Below are 15240 nucleotides of genomic sequence, written 5' to 3'. Positions count from 1 at the left end.
CGGATCGCACGGGCCAGGGTGGGGCGGAAGTCTGCCGACGAGGCTTATAAAAGTCTATGACGCACTGCGCGCCTTGAGCTTTTCGTCGATGACTGCCATCAGTCTCTCACCGATGCGCGTGTCGTAGGCCGCATCGATCTCGCGGATGCAGGTCGGGCTGGTGACGTTGATCTCGGTAAGGTTCTCGCCGATCACGTCCAGGCCGACGAACAGCAGGCCGCGCTTGCGCAGTTCCGGGCCGACCTGCGCGGCGATCCAGCGGTCGCGCTCGGTCAGTGGCTGGGCCACGCCGCGGCCGCCGGCGGCGAGGTTGCCGCGGGTCTCGCCCTGGGCGGGGATGCGCGCCAGGCAGTATTCCACCGGCTCGCCGTCGATCATCAGGATGCGCTTGTCGCCATCCTTGATGGCCGGCAGGTAGCGCTGCGCCATGACCTGTTCCTGGCCGTGGCGGGTCAGGGTCTCGAGGATCACCGAGAGGTTCGGGTCGCCTTCGCGGTGGCGGAAGATCATCGATCCGCCCATGCCATCCAGGGGTTTGAGAATGATGTCACGATGCTCCGCGGCGAATTCGCGGAGAATGTCTGACCGGCGGCTCACCACCGTCGGCGGCGCGCACTGCGGGAACAGCGTGGCGAAGTACTTCTCGTTGCAGTCACGCAGGCTCTGCGGCTTGTTGACGACGAGCGTGCCGGCGGTTTCGGCCTGTTCCAGCAGGTAGGTGGAGTAGACGAATTCGTTGTCGAATGGCGGGTCCTTGCGCATCAGGATCACGTCCAGGTCCGACAGCGGCTGGTCGACTTCGTCTTCCAGCTCGAACCAGTGGGCCGGATCGTAGAACACCTTGAGCGGGCGCATGCGACCGCGAGCGACGTTCTCTTTCTGGTAAAGATCCTGCTGTTCCATATAGAAGAGCTGCCAGCCACGGGCCTGGGCGGCCAGCAACATGGCCAGCGAGCTGTCCTTCTTGAAACTGATCTGCGCGATGGGGTCCATCACGATCCCGAGGCGTACGCTCATGGGATGTCCTCCTGGGGGGAATTCGTCGGCTTGGGGCTGCGACTCTGGGCCGCGCCGCAAAGGCTGAAAATGGACGCTCAGGGTGGCGCTGGATGTGCGCTCGGTCAAGGAAAAAGCCTGCGCGTTCGGGGTCTTATGGCCTGAATTTGCTGGGCGTGGTAAAGATTCTGACGATTGTGGTAAAAGGTTCCCACGATTGGGTCGCAGCCCGACGGTGGCAGGGCGCTAGCGCACTGATATAAAAAGCGGAAAAAACGACTCACCGAGATGGTAAGGGCGAACATGGAACAGCATTCCGACGGTTTGAAAGTAATGGTGATCGACGATTCCAAGACGATTCGTCGCACGGCTGAAACCCTGCTGAAGAAAGTCGGCTGCGATGTCATCACAGCCATCGACGGCTTCGACGCGCTGGCCAAGATCGCCGATACCCATCCCAGCATCATCTTCGTCGACATCATGATGCCGCGCCTGGATGGCTATCAGACCTGCGCCCTGATCAAGAACAACAGTGCCTTCAAATCCACGCCGGTGATCATGCTGTCCTCCAAGGACGGCCTGTTCGACAAGGCCAAGGGTCGCATCGTCGGTTCCGATCAGTACCTCACCAAGCCCTTCAGCAAGGAAGAACTGCTCGGCGCGATCAAGACCCATGTGCCCGACTTCACCCCGGTGGAGCACGCTTCCTGAAGTCCGGCGCAAGCGCCGGTGACGCCTATTCCGTATGGGGACCACAATGGCTCGAATTCTGATTGTTGATGACTCGCCGACCGAGATGTACAAGCTGACCGCGATGCTGGAAAAGCACTCGCACCAGGTACTGAAGGCCGAAAATGGCGCCGATGGCGTGGCCCTGGCTCGCCAGGAAAAGCCCGACGTCGTCCTGATGGACATCGTCATGCCCGGCCTGAACGGCTTCCAGGCGACCCGTCAGTTGTCCAAGGACCCGGAAACCAGCGCGATTCCGGTGATCATCGTCACCACCAAGGACCAGGAGACCGACAAGGTCTGGGGCAAGCGCCAGGGCGCTCGCGACTACCTGACCAAGCCGGTGGATGAAGACACACTGCTCAAGACCATCAATTCGGTGCTGGCCGGCTGATACAGCCGTCCCTGCACACCAGAACATAATTATTAGAGAAGGCCAGGGCCGGCATGGCGGAAGTCCAGAGTCCTTTCGAGGTTCTCGTCCAGATCGATCAGCGCTGTCGTCAGCTGGCCGCGGGTCTGCCCGCGCAGCGCGAGGTAGTGCAGAGCTGGAACGGCATCGGCTTTCGCATGGCTGGGCGTCTGTTCGTGGCGCCCATGGGGGAGGTCGGCGAGGTTCTTCACGAGCCGCGCTACACACTGCTGCCCGGTGTCCGTGAGTGGGTGAAGGGGGTCGCCAACGTGCGCGGTCGCCTGCTGCCGATCATGGATCTGTGCGGTTTCCTCGGCGCGGAGCTTTCGCCTCTGCGCAAACAGCGGCGCGTGCTCGTCGTGGAATATCAGGAAGTCTTCGCGGGCCTCATCGTCGATGAGGTGTTCGGCATGCAGCACTTCCCGGTGGACACCTTCTCCGAGCAGTTGCCGCCGCTGGAAGCGGTCCTGCAGCCCTTTATCCATGGCGTCTTCCACCGGGAGCAACCCTGGCTCGTGTTCAGCCCGCATGCGCTGGCTCAACACCCGGGGTTCCTGGACGTCGCCAGCTAGAGTTTGACCGGTTGGGCCGGCGTTGCCGGCCCTTGTTGTGACATGGAAACCGTAATCGTGGTGGGTCCAGGCGGGGGCCGAATATGAAAAATATAAAGGCAGGCAGTCTTTTTTCGGGTGCGCGTAGCAGCTCGCTGATCCTTGGGCTCTTCGTGGTCCTGATCGTGGCGATCGTTCTGCTGTTCGCGAACTTCGCTTACCTCAACACCCAGGCGAACCACGATAAGCAGTACATCGGCCATGCCGGCGAACTGCGCGTGTTGTCCCAGCGTATCGCCAAGAACGCCACGGAAGCCGCGGCGGGCAAGGGCGAGGCGTTCAAGCTGCTGAAAGAGGCGCGCAACGACTTCGAGAAGCGATGGAACATCCTCTCCAAGGGTGACGAGACTACCGGCCTGCCGCCGAGCCCGGAATCGGTACAACCGCAGATGGCGGACGTACAGAAGGACTGGGATACCCTGCGCAAGAACGCCGACTCCATTCTCGCCAGCGAACAGACCGTACTGTCCCTGCACCAGGTAGCCGCGACCCTCGCCGAAACCATCCCGCAGCTGCAGGTGGAGTACGAAGAGGTCGTCGACATCCTGCTGGAGAACGGCGCCCCGGCCGACCAGGTTGCGGTAGCCCAGCGCCAGTCGCTGCTGGCCGAACGTATCCTTGGCTCGGTGAACAAGGTGCTCGCCGGTGACGAGAACTCCGTGCAGGCAGCCGACAGCTTCGGTCGTGACGCCAGCCTTTTCGGCCGCGTACTCAAGGGCATGAAGGAAGGCAACGCGGCGATGAGCATCTCCAAGGTGACCAACGCCGAAGCGGTGGACCGCCTCAACGAGATCGCCGAGCTCTTCGAATTCGTTTCCGGCTCGGTGGACGAGATCCTCGAGACCTCCCCGGAACTGTTCCAGGTCCGTGAAGCCGCCAACACCATCTTCGGTGGCTCGCAGACCCTGCTGGACAAGGCTTCCAGCCTCGCCGCCGGCTTCGAGAACTTGACTGAAGGCCGTGTCTTCAACCAGGTTGCCAGCGCCGCGCTGGGTATCATCGCCTTGGGCGCGATCATTCTCATCGGCCTGGTGATGGTGCGTGAAACCAACCGCCGGCTGGCCGAGACCGCCGAGAAGAACGAACGTAACCAGGCGGCGATTCTGCGACTGCTCGACGAAATTGCCGACCTCGCCGACGGTGACCTGACGGTGGCCGCGACGGTAACCGAGGACTTCACCGGTGCGATCGCGGACTCCATCAACTACTCCATCGACCAGCTCCGAGAGCTGGTGGAAACCATCAACCTGACCGCCGTGCAGGTGGCCGCCGCCGCCCAGGAAACCCAGGCCACCGCCATGCACCTGGCCGAGGCTTCCGAGCACCAGGCCCAGGAAATTGCCGGCGCCTCCGCCGCGATCAACGAAATGGCCGTGTCCATTGACCAGGTATCGGCGAACGCCTCCGAGTCCTCGGCGGTGGCGGAACGTTCCGTAGCCATCGCCAACAAGGGCAACGAAGTGGTGCACAACACCATCACCGGCATGGACAACATCCGTGAGCAGATCCAGGACACCTCGAAGCGGATCAAGCGCCTCGGTGAATCGTCCCAGGAGATCGGTGACATCGTAAGCCTCATCAACGACATTGCCGACCAGACCAACATCCTCGCACTGAACGCCGCGATCCAGGCGTCCATGGCGGGTGACGCGGGCCGCGGCTTCGCCGTGGTAGCGGACGAAGTACAGCGCCTGGCGGAACGTTCCTCCGCTGCGACCAAGCAGATCGAAGCGCTGGTGAAGACCATTCAGACCGACACCAACGAGGCGGTGATCTCGATGGAACAGACCACCTCCGAGGTGGTCCGTGGTGCCCGCCTGGCGCAGGACGCCGGTGTGTCCCTGGAAGAGATCGAGAAGGTATCCAAGACCCTGGCAGCGTTGATCCAGAACATCTCCAACGCCGCCCGTCAGCAGGCCTCCTCCGCCGGCCACATTTCCAACACCATGAACGTGATCCAGGAGATCACCTCGCAGACCTCTGCCGGTACCACCGCCACCGCGCGCAGCATTGGTAACCTGGCCAAGATGGCCGGCGAGATGCGTCACTCCGTATCCGGCTTCAAACTGCCGGACACCGCCGAACAGGCCTGAGCAGAGGAGGTGCGCGGCTCGTAGCCGGGTAGCGCACGACAATCTTGAGCGAGGGGCGCGACATGCAGGCAAGTGGCGTCTGGTCGTTGCAGCCGTTGGCCGACATGTCGGCCGCGGATTTCCGCGACTGGCAGGCATTGTTGGAAGACCGCACCGGCGTTGTCGTCAACGAACAGCGCCGCGCCTTCCTGCAGACCAGCCTAGGCGCGCGGATGCGCGAACTGGGCATTGCCGACTATGGCACCTATTACCGCCAGGTCACCGATGGCCCGCGCGGTGCTGTCGAGTGGTCGAACCTGCTGGACCGCCTCACCGTTCAGGAAACCCGTTTCTTTCGCCACAAGGCATCCTTCGACGTGCTGGAAAGCTTCCTGCTCCAGCGCCTCGAGCAGGTCGGCCCGAACCGGCCGCTGGCGTTGTGGAGCGTCGGCTGTTCCAGCGGCGAGGAGCCTTACTCCCTCGCCATGGTGGCCGCCAAGGTACTGGAAGACGCAGGTCTTGCGCCGCTGTATGGCGTGACCGGCACCGACATCAGCCTCAATGCCCTCAACCGGGCGCGCGAGGCTACTTATGCGGCACGCAAGCTTGAGGATATCGACCCGGAACTGGCCACGCGCTACTTCAGCGCGCAGGATGACGGTCGATACCGTGTGATACCCGATCTCGCCGGGCGCGTCTGTTGCGCGCGGCTGAATGTGCTGGAACTGGCCAAGGCGCCAATGTCCGGCATGGACGTGATTTTTTGCCAGAACCTGCTGATCTATTTCCGCCGCTGGCGGCGGCGGGAAATCCTCAATCGCCTGGCCGAGCGGCTGGCGCCTGGGGGACTGCTGGTGATCGGAGTGGGCGAGGTTGCCGATTGGCACCACCCGCTGCTCGAACCGGTCGCCGATGAGCGCGTTCTGGCTTTTACCCGGAAGGGATGACACAGACACATGAGTGGAGTGGCTATGGGTGATCGGCACGACTATGTCGCCCTGGAATGGGTAAAAGGCGAGATTGCCGAAACGCTCAAGCAGGCGCGGCAAGCCCTCGAATCCTACGTCGAGAATCCCCAGGACCCGACGCGGATGGGCTTTTGCCTGGCCTATATCCACCAGGTGCGCGGCACTCTGCAGATGGTGGAGTTCTACGGCGCGGCCCTGCTCGCCGAGGAAATGGAATACCTGACGCAGGCGCTGATCGACGGCAAGACTTCCAGCCAGAGTGAAGCGCTGGAAGTGCTGATGCAGGCCATCCTGCAACTGCCGGCGTACCTTGAGCGCATCCAGAGCGCCCGCCGCGACCTGCCGATGGTCGTGCTGCCGCTGCTCAACGACCTGCGCACCGCCCGTGGCGAGAAGCTGCTGTCGGAAACCAGCCTGTTCTCCCCCGACTTGTCCCAAGAGTCCCCGGTCCTGCCGGTAGATGCCCTGGCGCGCCTGCGTACCGCCGAACTGCCGGCACTGCTGCGCAAGCTGCGGCAGATGCTGCAGGTCGCCCTGGTCGGCGTCATCCGCAACCAGGACCTGCCGACCAACTTGGGCTACCTGGCGCGCGTCTTCGCCCGCCTCGAATCCCTGTGCAAGGACGCCCCGCTGGGCCGCCTGTGGGTGATCGCCTCGGCGATGATCGAAGGCCTGGCCAACGGCAGCATCGCCAACGGCACCTCGGTGCGTAACCTGCTGCGCCAGGTCGATCGCGAGTTCAAACGTCTGGTCGACCAGGGCGCCGACGCCATGAACCAGCCGGCGCCGGACGAGCTGATCAAGAATCTGCTGTTCTATGTGGCCAAGGCCTCCGACCAGTCGCCGCGCGTGCGTGCGGTGAAGGACGAATACCGCCTGGACGACGCCCTGCCCGGCGCGGCCCTGGTGGACGAGGAGCGCGCCCGTCTCGCCGGCCCCGACCGCGACGCCATGCGCTCGGTCGTCGGCGCGCTGTGCGAGGAGCTGGTGCGGGTCAAGGACAGCCTCGACCTCTTCGTGCGCAGCGACCGCAGCGGCGTGAACGAGCTGGGCAGCCTGCTGGCGCCGCTCAAGCAGATCGCCGACACCCTCGCCGTGCTGGGCTTCGGCCAGCCGCGCAAGGTCATCCTCGACCAGATCGATGTGGTCAGCGCGCTCGCCCATGGCCAGCGCCAGCCCAACGACGCCACCTTGATGGATGTCGCCGGTGCGCTGCTGTATGTCGAGGCCACCCTGGCCGGCATGGTCGGCCCGAGCGAAGAGCCGGGCAGCGAAGAGAACGTCCTGCCGACCACCGACGTCGAGCAGATCCACCAGGTGGTGATCAAGGAAGCGCGTAACGGCCTGGAACTGGCCAAGGACGCGATCATCGAGTTCATCGCCTCGCAATGGAACCACGAGCACCTGGCCCGCGTGCCGGAATTGCTGACGCAGGTTCGCGGCGGCCTGGCGATGATCTCCCAGGAACGTGCGGCGAAACTGCTGGAAAACTGCAATCGCTACATCCAGGAACAACTGCTGGTGCGCCAGGCCGTGCCGGACTGGCACAGCCTGGACACCCTGGCCGACGCCATCACCAGCGTCGAGTACTACCTCGAGCGTCTGTCGGAAGACCACAACACCCAGGGCGACCTGATCCTCGACGTGGCCGAGGAGAGCCTGGACAGCCTGGGCTACTCGCTCAAGCCGCGTCCGTCGATCCTCGACGCCGAGCCGGAAGCTCATGCCCCCGTGCCGCTGCCTGCACCTCTGGATAATCCGCTCGACGAGATCGACGTGCTGGCCGCCCAGCCGCTGGCCGAGCCGACCGAAGCGGTGCCGGTGGAAGGCGTCCCGGAACTGGCCGCTCCTGTGGAAATTGCCGACAGCTTCGAGGTTGCGCCGCTCGAAGAGCTGTCGTTCGAACAGCCCTCTCAGCTGGCGCCTCTGGAAGAGCTGGCTCCTTCAGATGAGGCGATCCTCGACCTGGCCGGCTTCGACGCGCCGCAACCCGTCGTCGAAGGCGAAGAGACCTTTACGTACGAATCCCTGGAGCCGGTCGTCGAACCTGCTGCAGTGGATGAAGCCGCGCCGCTGGCCGACTTCGACCTGCCAGCAGAGCCCGGAAGCCAGGCTGTCAGCGAAGCCGAATCGAGCTTCACCTTCGAGCCCCTGGAGCTGGACTCCGGTCTGCCTGCTGCCGAGCCCGTTGCTGAGCTGGGCGCCTGGACCCTGGACGAGGTCGAGCCGCTGGCCGCCTCTACCGAACCGAGCGCGCCGGCCGCCACCCTGGAGCCGGAAAGCCTCAGCTGGGACATCGAGCTGGAGCCGGCTGCACCGATCACCGACACCACCCTGGCCGACGAAGGCTGGTCGCTGGACGACAGCCACAAAGCCGATAGCATCGAGTTCAGCCTCGAAACGCTGGAAGAGTCCCCGGCGCAGCCGCTGGCTGAAGAGCTGAGCTGGAGCCTGGACGAAGCCTCTCCGCTGGCCGAGGCGTCGCGCTTCGACGAGCCGGCTCAGGCTGAGCCCGATATTGCCGAACAGTCCTGGGAAGCTCCGGACTTGTCCACAGCGCCGGGCGAAACCCCGGCAACGCCCGAGCTGCTCGAAGACTTCGCCAGCCTGCCGTCGCTGGAGGCCACTCCGGCCCCGGTGGACGAGCTGAGCTGGAACATGGAATCGCTCGAACCGGCCGGTGAGAAGCCCGCCGAGGAAGACTGGTTCAGCATCGACCTGAGCCAGCCGGCTGCCGAGTCGCCCGCGCCGTCCCTGGAACTGGACGAAAACTTCGCCAGCCTGGAAGCGCTCGAACCCGCGCCACTGGCGAGCCTGGAACCCCTGGAAGACCTGAGCTTCGATGTCCAGCCGTCCGCCGAAGAGCCGTCCGCAGCGCAAGCCTCGTTGGTCAGCGATGACAACTGGACACTGGGCGAGCTGAGCGAACCGACCGCGCTGGATGCCGGCGTCGACCTCAGCCTCGACGCACCGCTGCAGCTGGAATCGCTGGAGTCGCTGGCCGAAGCTGAAACGCCTGCCCTCCAGGCCGAAGCCTGGAGCGACGAGAACATCGCCGACCTGGACCTGCCGGAAGTCGAGCTGCCCAGCCCGCCGGCCGAACCCGAGCCGGTCGCCGAGGCACCGGCCAAGCCGCTGTCCCTCGCCGAGGTCATGGCTGCCCCGGTCCAGGCGATCAACCCGCCTGCCCAGGACGTGCCGCCCAGCCTGCTGCCGCCGCCCGCCGACGAAGAACCGATCGACGAAGAGCTGCGCGAAGTCTTCATCGAAGAAGCCGGTGAAGTGCTGGAAACCATCGGCGAGCACCTGCCGACCTGGATGGCCAGCACCGACGACCGCGACTCGCTGACCGAAATCCGCCGCGCCTTCCACACCCTCAAGGGCAGTGGCCGGATGGTCCGCGCGCTGGTGATCGGCGAGCTGGCCTGGTCCATCGAGAATCTGCTCAACCGCGTGCTCGACCGCAGCATCGCCGCGTCGCCTGCTGTGCTGCAGGTGGTCCAGGACGTGGTCGCGCTGATGCCCGAACTGGTCGACGAGTACGCCGCCAGCGCCCAGCGCCAGCGCGACGATGTCGACCGCCTGGCCGCCACTGCCCACGCCCTGGCCAAGGGACAGCCGGTGCCGCCGCCGAGTGGCGGGCTGCCCGAGTCGGTGCCGCAGGTCGAGGACATCACCCCCGAGCTGGCGGATGTCGAGGAGATTGCAGCGCAGGCCGCCAACGAAGGACTCGACGAAAGCCTCGACCCGCAGTTGCTGGAGATCTTCCGCAATGAAGCGGAAGCCCATCTGGAAACCCTGGTCGGCTTCCTCGCCGATTGCGCGCAGCAGCTGCCGCAGCCGGTGACCGACGACCTGCAGCGCGCCCTGCACACGCTCAAGGGCAGCGCACACATGGCCGGCATCCTGCCGATCGCTGAAATCGCCACGCCGCTGGAGCGGCTGGTGAAGGAATTCAAGACCAACCTGCTGCAGGTGGACCTGCGCGAGGCCGAGCTGCTGCACGCCGCCGAAGGCCTGTTCCGCGTCGGTCTCGACCAGCTCGTCCAAGGCCGCCCGCTGGCGCCCATCGAAGGCAGCCCGGAGCTGCTGGCGCGCATCGCGCAGATCCACCAGGAGCGCCTTGACGCTGCCGAGGCCAAGCGTCGCGGTGAAAGCGGCGAGGGAAGCGGCAACGACCCGCAGCTGATCGGCATGTTCCTCGCCGAGGGCATGGATATCCTGCTCGACGCCGAGGACCTGCTGCGCCGCTGGCGTGAACACCCGCAGGAGCGCCATGAGCTGGGCGCCCTGTATGACGAGCTGGAAACCCTCAGTCGTGGCGCGCAGATGGCGGAGCTGCCGCAGATGGCGGAACTCGCCGATGCGCTGCTGGCGGTCTACGGTGCCGTACGCCAGGGTCGCCTGGAAACCGGGGACGCCTTCTTCTCTGCTGCCGAGACCGCCCACGAGGCGCTGATCGGCATGATGGACCAGGTGGCTGCGGCCCTGCAGGTCAGCGCCCGCCCGGAACAGGTCGAAGCGCTGCATCGCTTGCTGGACGCCCCGGTCGCCGCACCGGACGAGCCGGAGAACGACCAGCAGGACGCCACCGACATCGAGTTCGTCGACCTGGAAAGCCTGACTGCAGAAGACTTCCCTGCCGAGGACGAGGAGTTCCTCCTCGACAGCCGCCCGGTGGACGACGACAACCTGCCCGACGGCCTGAGCTGGTCGCCACGCAACGAAAATGACGGCGCGCCGCGAGGCGCCGCCGACGATGACGACGATGACGTCATCACCGCCGAGACCCCGCATGCCCATCCCGCCCCGCAGCAACCGCCGCGGGCGCTGGACGAGGAAATGGTGGCGATCTTCCTCGAAGAGGCGGTCGACATCCTGGACAACGCCGGCCAGGCGCTGGATCAGTGGCTGGCCTCGCCCGAAGGCCTCGCCGCGCTCTCGACTCTGCAGCGCGACCTGCACACCCTCAAGGGTGGCGCGCGCATGGCGGAAATCCGCGAGATCGGCGACCTGTCCCACGAACTCGAATCGCTCTATGAAGGTCTGCTGGACCACCGCTTCCAGCACAGCCAGCCGCTGGGCGACCTGTTGCGCACCTGCCACGACCGTCTGGCGACCCAGCTCGACCAACTGCAGGCCGGCCAGGCGCTGACCGACCCGGCCGACCTGGTGCAGACCATCCGCACCTTCCGCCAGAACCCGGCCGCCGGCTTGAGTCTGCCGCAGGCCCTGGCCGCGCAGCAGGGCGCCGTGGCCGAGCAGGACGAAAGCCTCGAACTGCCGCCCGTCATCGAAGACGACATCGAGCTGGAGCTGCCCGCCGAGGCAGCGCCGGAAGCCGAAGCCGCCGACGAGCACGCAGTAGCTGAGTCTGAGGCCGGCGATTTCGAAAGCATCGACCTGGAAACCGTCGATTTCGAAAGCATCGAGCCGGATCTGGAAGCCACTGCGCAGGATCTCGACCTGCAGGCGTTTCTCGAAGCCGCCGACACCGAGGTTGCCGGAGCGCAGCCGGCCGAGCCGGACGCTGCTGTCCCTGAAGCCTCGGGCGTGCAGGACAGCGAGTACGAGCTGGACGAAGACCGCGACCAGGAACTGGTGGAAATCTTCCTCGAGGAAGGTTTCGACATCCTCGAAAGCTCCTCCGCTGCTCTGCACCGCTGGATGGAAAACCCCGACAACAGCGTCGAGCTGGAAGCGCTGCAACGCGACCTGCATACCCTCAAGGGTGGCGCGCGGATGGCCGAGATCCGCCCCATCGGCGATCTCTCCCACGAACTGGAGTTCCTCTACGAAGGGCTCTGCGGCGGACGCCTGCGCGCGAGCCCGACCCTCTTCGAACTGCTGCAGCGCTGCCACGATCGTCTCGCCGAGATGCTCGAAGCGGTCCAGCAGCATCGCCGGGTTCCGGGAGGTGAATCGCTGATTGACGCGATCCACCGATTTCGTGCCAACCCCGACGAACAACTGAGCATCCCCAGCAGCGTCAGCCTGCACGCGATCAGCTCCGCCCATGCCGCGCCGGAAGGCCCGGAAGCCGACATCCTGGATATTTTCCTGGAAGAGGCCGATGACCTGCTGGAAGCCATGGAACAGGCCCTGGGCCGCTGGGACGCCGAGCGCGAGAACGGTGCGCTCGACGAGCTGCTGCGCATTCTCCACACCCTCAAGGGCGGTGCGCGCCTGGCTGGCCAGACCAGCCTGGGCGACCTGGCCCACGACCTCGAACAGCACCTGGGCGAAGCCCAGCAGCAGGGCGCGCCCTGGCCGGAAAGCCTGTTGATGGACGCGCAGTCCGGCTTCGAAGGCCTGCAGGCCGAAGTCGACCAGCTGCGCCTGCACCTGGGTGAAGTCGAAATCGCCGAAAGCCAGCATGAAGACCTCGCCGAGGAGCCGGTTGCCGAACAGCCGGCCCCGGTGAACCTGCCGGTATTGCCCGAAGCCATCATGGCTGCGGCCGTACCGCAGCGCATCGATGCGCCGGTAGTGCTGCCCTTCGTCCGCCGTGCCCAGGAAGCCGCCCAGGAAGCCGCTGCGCGCCGCGCGCCGCAGGAACTGGTGAAGGTGCCCGCGCAACTGCTCGAAGGCCTGGTCAACCTCGCCGGTGAGACCTCCATCTTCCGCGGTCGCGTCGAGCAGCAGGTGAGCGACGTCGGTTCGACCCTGGGCGAGATGGACGCCACCATCGAGCGGGTGCGCGATCAGCTGCGCCGCCTCGATACCGAAACCCAGGCGCAGATCCTCTCGCGCCACCAGGCCGACGCCGAGCGCGCCGGCTACGAAGAATTCGACCCGCTGGAAATGGACCGCTACTCGCAGCTGCAGCAGCTCTCGCGCGCACTGTTCGAGTCTGCTTCCGACCTGTTCGACCTCAAGGAAACCCTGGCCGCCAAGAACCGCGACGCCGAGACCCTGCTGCTGCAACAGGCGCGGGTCAACACCGAGCTGCAGGAAGGCCTGATGCGCACCCGCATGGTGCCCTTCGACCGCCTGGTGCCGCGCCTGCGCCGGATCGTCCGCCAGGTGGCGAGCGAGCTGGGCAAGCAGGTCGAGTTCGTCGTCAGCAACGCCGAAGGCGAGATGGACCGTACCGTGCTCGAACGCATCGTCGCGCCGCTGGAGCACATGCTGCGCAACGCGGTCGACCATGGCATTGAGTCCGGCGAGGCACGCCGCATCGCCGGCAAGCCCGAGCAGGGCACCATCCGCCTGACCCTGGGCCGTGAGGGTGGCGACATCCTCCTGACCCTCGCCGACGACGGTGCCGGCATCCGCCTCGAAGCGGTGCGCCGCAAGGCCATCGAGCGCGGCCTGATGACCGACGACAGCGAGCTGAACGACCACGAGGTGTTGCAGTTCATCCTCGAGGCCGGCTTCAGTACCGCCGAGAAGGTCACGCAGATTTCCGGCCGTGGCGTGGGAATGGACGTGGTGAACTCCGAGGTGAAGCAGCTCGGCGGCTCCATGAGCATCCACTCCAGCATCGGCGAAGGCACCCGCTTCGACATTCGCCTGCCGTTCACCGTGTCGGTGAACCGCGCGCTGATGGTGCTCTCCGGCGAAGACCTCTACGCCCTGCCGCTGAACACCATCGAAGGTATCGTGCGGGTCTCCCCGTACGAGCTCGAAGCCCTCTACGAGCAGGCTGCCGCCGACGAGACCGGCGCCGCGCCGAGCTTCGAATACGCGGGCCAGAGCTATGAACTGAAATACCTGGGCGACCTGCTCAACAACGGCCAGCATCCCAAGCTGGTCGGGCAGTCGCTGCCGTTGCCGGTGATCCTCGTGCGCTCGGCGGACCACGCCGTGGCAGTGCAGGTGGATGCCCTGGCGGGCTCGCGCGAGATCGTGGTGAAGAGCCTCGGTGCGCAGTTCGCCGGCGTCAGCGGCATCTCCGGTGCGACCATCCTCGGTGACGGTCGCGTGGTGGTGATTCTCGACCTGCTGGCGACCATCCGCGTGCTCCATGCCCAGCTCATCCAGCACGCCCCGCGCCGCCAGCTGGCCGGCCCGGCTGCCGCGGAAATCGAGCACCAGCGCCCGACCCTGGTCATGGTGGTGGACGACTCGGTCACCGTGCGCAAGGTCACCAGCCGCCTGCTCGAGCGCAACGGCATGAACGTGCTCACCGCCAAGGACGGGGTGGACGCCATCGCCCAGCTGCAGGAACACAAGCCCGACATCATGCTGCTGGACATCGAGATGCCGCGCATGGACGGCTTCGAGGTGGCCACCCTGGTGCGCCACGATGAACAGCTGAAGGACCTGCCGATCATCATGATTACCTCCCGTACCGGCGAGAAGCACCGCGACCGTGCCCTGGCCATCGGCGTCAACCAGTACCTGGGCAAGCCGTACCAGGAATCCGAGCTGCTGGAGAACATCCACAAGCTGGTGAAGGCCCATGTCTGAGCAGAGCACGCCGCGGATTGCGGTGATTGCCGATACCTCCTTGCAGCGCCACGTGCTGGCGCAGGCCCTGGCCGGCCATGGCTACCAGGTGGTGCTCAACGCTGACCCGGCGCGCCTTGAAAGCGACCAGTTGGACGCCTGCGAGACCGACCTGTGGCTGGTGGACCTGGCGCAGCAGGAAGATTCGCCGCTGGTGGACAACCTGCTGGAACAGTCGCGGGTGCCCGTGCTGTTCGGCGAAGGCCACGCGCCGGAGCGGCATTCCGAACATTACCCGCGCTGGGAACGCCGGCTGGTGTCCAAGCTGCGCAAGCTGGTAGGCGACCCCAGCGCCGGCGTTGGCTGCAGCCTGGCTGCGCTGCTCGACGAAGCGCAGCGCCCGACCCGCGTGGCGTTGCCCGATGACCTAGCGGCCTCCCCGCTCAAGGCCGGCGAACCGGCTGCGCAGGTCTGGCTGCTGGCCGCCTCGCTGGGTGGTCCGGCGGCGGTTAAGACTTTCCTCGATGCGCTGCCCGGCGGCCTGCCGGTTGGCTTCCTGTATGCCCAACACATCGACGCTTCCTTCGAGGCCAACCTGCCACAAGCAGTCGGCCGTCACAGCCAGTGGCACGTCAACCCCGTGCGCGACGGCGACCCGGTGCGCTGCGGTGAAGTCGTGGTGGTGCCGATCTCCCGCGAACTGGGCTTCGACGGCTCGGCGCGCATGCGCATAGAAGATCGCGGCTGGCCGGAGCCCTACAGCCCGTCCATCGACCAGATGATGCTCAACCTCGCCCAGCAGTACGGTGATCGTTGTGGCGTGATCGTGTTCAGCGGCATGTGTAGCGACGGCAGCGCCGCCGCGGCCTACGTACGCCGCCAGGGCGCGCCGATCTGGACCCAGCGCGCCGACAGCTGCGCCTGCTCCAGCATGCCCGACAGCCTGCGCGAAGGCGGCTACAGCACCCTTTCCGGCGACCCGCGCGAACTCGCGGCGGCGCTGGTCAATCACCTTGCCGAGCAATGCGTCGGCGTAGTCACGCAGTGAGATAAGGCCC

General features: G+C 65.7%; 8 protein-coding genes. 7 read left to right on the top strand and 1 reads right to left on the bottom strand.

Annotated elements, in window-relative coordinates; genetic code table 11:
• Positions 1–54 precede the first annotated feature (54 nt).
• Positions 55–1017, bottom strand: coding sequence for a glutathione synthase (gene gshB, locus ACIPK7_RS14330; RefSeq protein WP_192293780.1), 963 nt, complete (start codon positions 1015–1017; stop codon positions 55–57).
• A gap of 282 nt (positions 1018–1299) precedes the next feature.
• Here gshB and pilG point away from each other — a divergent pair, with 282 nt between their 5' ends.
• From pilG to ACIPK7_RS14295, 7 genes are all read left to right on the top strand, one after another.
• Positions 1300–1707 carry a twitching motility response regulator PilG gene (gene pilG / locus ACIPK7_RS14325; RefSeq protein WP_015475142.1) on the top strand — a complete coding sequence of 136 codons (408 nt, stop codon included), beginning with the start codon at positions 1300–1302 and terminating at the stop codon, positions 1705–1707.
• A gap of 46 nt (positions 1708–1753) precedes the next feature.
• Positions 1754–2119: a twitching motility response regulator PilH gene (gene pilH, locus ACIPK7_RS14320; RefSeq protein ID WP_192432202.1), complete on the top strand. Its 366-nt coding sequence runs from the start codon at positions 1754–1756 to the stop codon at positions 2117–2119.
• Positions 2120–2172: 53 nt separating this feature from the next.
• Positions 2173–2709, top strand: a complete 537-nt coding sequence (locus ACIPK7_RS14315) for a chemotaxis protein CheW (protein WP_192432200.1) — start codon at positions 2173–2175, stop codon at positions 2707–2709.
• A gap of 83 nt (positions 2710–2792) precedes the next feature.
• A complete protein-coding gene (locus tag ACIPK7_RS14310) occupies positions 2793–4841 on the top strand; it encodes a methyl-accepting chemotaxis protein (RefSeq protein ID WP_192432198.1) in 2049 nt (682 codons plus the stop codon).
• A gap of 62 nt (positions 4842–4903) precedes the next feature.
• A complete protein-coding gene (locus ACIPK7_RS14305; protein WP_192432487.1) occupies positions 4904–5767 on the top strand; it encodes a protein-glutamate O-methyltransferase in 864 nt (287 codons plus the stop codon).
• A gap of 24 nt (positions 5768–5791) precedes the next feature.
• On the top strand, positions 5792–14203 hold the full coding sequence (locus ACIPK7_RS14300) for an Hpt domain-containing protein (RefSeq protein ID WP_401088589.1): 8412 nt from the start codon (positions 5792–5794) through the stop codon (positions 14201–14203).
• Complete coding sequence (locus tag ACIPK7_RS14295; RefSeq protein ID WP_192432194.1) at positions 14196–15230, top strand: chemotaxis protein CheB; 1035 nt, start codon at positions 14196–14198, stop codon at positions 15228–15230. The genes ACIPK7_RS14300 and ACIPK7_RS14295 overlap by 8 nt, the downstream gene beginning before the upstream one ends.
• Positions 15231–15240: the final 10 nt, after the last annotated feature.

The sequence above is a fragment of the Pseudomonas sp. NPDC086581 genome, from assembly GCF_044746165.1.
In the GTDB taxonomy this organism is placed as follows: Bacteria; Pseudomonadota; Gammaproteobacteria; order Pseudomonadales; family Pseudomonadaceae; genus Pseudomonas.
This window is presented reverse-complemented; position numbering and strand designations above follow the sequence as displayed.

What these genes read in the sequence shown, in the direction of transcription:
- ACIPK7_RS14305 (WP_192432487.1), top strand. Translation starts at nt 4,904, where the DNA reads ATGCAGGCAAGTGGCGTCTGGTCGTTGCAGCCGTTGGCCGACATGTCG.
- gshB (WP_192293780.1), bottom strand. Translation starts at nt 1,017, where the DNA reads ATGAGCGTACGCCTCGGGATCGTGATGGACCCCATCGCGCAGATCAGT.
- pilG (WP_015475142.1), top strand. Translation starts at nt 1,300, where the DNA reads ATGGAACAGCATTCCGACGGTTTGAAAGTAATGGTGATCGACGATTCC.
- ACIPK7_RS14300 (WP_401088589.1), top strand. Translation starts at nt 5,792, where the DNA reads ATGGGTGATCGGCACGACTATGTCGCCCTGGAATGGGTAAAAGGCGAG.
- ACIPK7_RS14315 (WP_192432200.1), top strand. Translation starts at nt 2,173, where the DNA reads ATGGCGGAAGTCCAGAGTCCTTTCGAGGTTCTCGTCCAGATCGATCAG.
- pilH (WP_192432202.1), top strand. Translation starts at nt 1,754, where the DNA reads ATGGCTCGAATTCTGATTGTTGATGACTCGCCGACCGAGATGTACAAG.
- ACIPK7_RS14295 (WP_192432194.1), top strand. Translation starts at nt 14,196, where the DNA reads ATGTCTGAGCAGAGCACGCCGCGGATTGCGGTGATTGCCGATACCTCC.
- ACIPK7_RS14310 (WP_192432198.1), top strand. Translation starts at nt 2,793, where the DNA reads ATGAAAAATATAAAGGCAGGCAGTCTTTTTTCGGGTGCGCGTAGCAGC.